The following is a 1,918-nucleotide window of genomic DNA, read 5'->3' as shown; positions in this document are numbered from 1 at the left end:
CCACCCGCGCTCATCAATGGTCCCCGTTCCAGCCACCGGACAAGCCGGGGGCGTACTAGAAGACCATCCACCAGCGATGGACGGCCATGATTTGTTGATATTCCACCCTTGAGCACTCGCCCACCAACACAAGTGGTGGATGCGAGCAGCACTGAACACCCGTGAAACACGCGCTTTGGCGTGCACACCTGGTGCTAGTTGCTCCTTAGAAAGGAGGTGATCCAGCCGCACCTTCCGGTACGGCTACCTTGTTACGACTTAGTCCCAATCGCCGGTCCCACCTTCGACGGCTCCCTCCCACAAGGGGTTAGGCCACCGGCTTCGGGTGTTACCAACTTTCGTGACTTGACGGGCGGTGTGTACAAGGCCCGGGAACGTATTCACCGCAGCGTTGCTGATCTGCGATTACTAGCGACTCCGACTTCATGGGGTCGAGTTGCAGACCCCAATCCGAACTGAGACCGGCTTTTTGGGATTAGCTCCACCTCACAGTATCGCAACCCATTGTACCGGCCATTGTAGCATGCGTGAAGCCCAAGACATAAGGGGCATGATGATTTGACGTCGTCCCCACCTTCCTCCGAGTTGACCCCGGCAGTCTCCCATGAGTCCCCGCCTTTACGCGCTGGCAACATGGAACGAGGGTTGCGCTCGTTGCGGGACTTAACCCAACATCTCACGACACGAGCTGACGACAACCATGCACCACCTGTGAACCAGCCCCAAAGGGGAAACCGTGTTTCCACGGCGGTCTGGCACATGTCAAGCCTTGGTAAGGTTCTTCGCGTTGCATCGAATTAATCCGCATGCTCCGCCGCTTGTGCGGGCCCCCGTCAATTCCTTTGAGTTTTAGCCTTGCGGCCGTACTCCCCAGGCGGGGCACTTAATGCGTTAGCTACGGCGCGGAAAACGTGGAATGTCCCCCACACCTAGTGCCCAACGTTTACGGCATGGACTACCAGGGTATCTAATCCTGTTCGCTCCCCATGCTTTCGCTCCTCAGCGTCAGTTAATGCCCAGAGACCTGCCTTCGCCATCGGTGTTCCTCCTGATATCTGCGCATTTCACCGCTACACCAGGAATTCCAGTCTCCCCTACATCACTCTAGTCTGCCCGTACCCACCGCAGATCCGAGGTTGAGCCTCGGACTTTCACGATAGACGCGACAAACCGCCTACGAGCTCTTTACGCCCAATAATTCCGGATAACGCTTGCGCCCTACGTATTACCGCGGCTGCTGGCACGTAGTTAGCCGGCGCTTCTTCTGCAGGTACCGTCACTTTCGCTTCTTCCCTACTGAAAGAGGTTTACAACCCGAAGGCCGTCATCCCTCACGCGGCGTCGCTGCATCAGGCTTTCGCCCATTGTGCAATATTCCCCACTGCTGCCTCCCGTAGGAGTCTGGGCCGTGTCTCAGTCCCAGTGTGGCCGGTCACCCTCTCAGGCCGGCTACCCGTCGTCGCCTTGGTGAGCCATTACCTCACCAACAAGCTGATAGGCCGCGAGTCCATCCCTGACCAACAAGTCTTTCCACCAAGGACCATGCGGTCCACGGTGCATATCCGGTATTAGACCCAGTTTCCCAGGCTTATCCCGAAGTCAGGGGCAGGTTACTCACGTGTTACTCACCCGTTCGCCACTAATCACCCGTGCAAGCACGGGGTCATCGTTCGACTTGCATGTGTTAAGCACGCCGCCAGCGTTCATCCTGAGCCAGGATCAAACTCTCCGTAAAAAAATACAGACACAACCAACACGCCGACTGGAAAAAGTCGACCGGGTTGCACCAAGTAAAAAAATCCCGGCAAATTGCCCCAGGAATCCACACGGGGGTGCGGACCCTGAAACCATTCACCAATAAAATAAATAAATTGGTATCAACAAATTTGGCACACTATTGAGTTCTCAAACAACAGAC

1 rRNA gene is annotated in these 1,918 nt (G+C 56.1%); it reads right to left on the bottom strand.

Features of this window, described 5'->3' with window-relative positions:
• Window positions 1–209: 209 nt before the first annotated feature.
• Window positions 210–1,735 (bottom strand): 16S ribosomal RNA (locus J2T21_RS20740).
• Window positions 1,736–1,918: the final 183 nt, after the last annotated feature.

It is taken from the genome of Paeniglutamicibacter psychrophenolicus (assembly GCF_030812255.1).
GTDB classification, from domain to species: domain Bacteria; phylum Actinomycetota; class Actinomycetes; order Actinomycetales; family Micrococcaceae; genus Paeniglutamicibacter; species Paeniglutamicibacter psychrophenolicus_A.
The sequence above is the reverse complement of the archived record's forward strand: the minus strand, read 5'-3'. Positions and strand labels throughout refer to the sequence as shown.